The sequence below is a fragment of the Burkholderia sp. LK4 genome (genome assembly GCF_001043615.1).
GTDB classification, from domain to species: domain Bacteria; phylum Pseudomonadota; class Gammaproteobacteria; order Burkholderiales; family Burkholderiaceae; genus Burkholderia; species Burkholderia cepacia.
On sequence record NZ_LDUL01000139.1, the window covers coordinates 1 to 229 of the forward strand.

The window sequence follows — 229 nt, forward strand, 5'->3', positions numbered from 1 at the left end:
TGAGGCAGAAGAACGGACAAACTATCCGGTATCGCTGTGCGTCGACGATCTGGGTGAGCAGTTCCAGCTCACCGCACATACTGTCGGTGCAGTAGAGCCCGCGCGCGTCATTGCGTTCATCGATCAGGCACTCTTGCAGATCACTGAGCAACTTGGGGCAGCGTCCGACAGGAGAGCCCATGAAGTGAACGTGCTCCCTCAAACGGAGCGGCAGCAGGTGCTTTACGAC

Annotated in this window: 1 protein-coding gene; it reads left to right on the top strand. The window is 58.1% G+C overall.

The features are described 5' to 3' along the window. Positions 1-229, top strand: a 229-nt coding sequence (locus VK92_RS43230; protein ID WP_048026300.1) for a hypothetical protein, incomplete at both ends; no start/stop codon positions are given.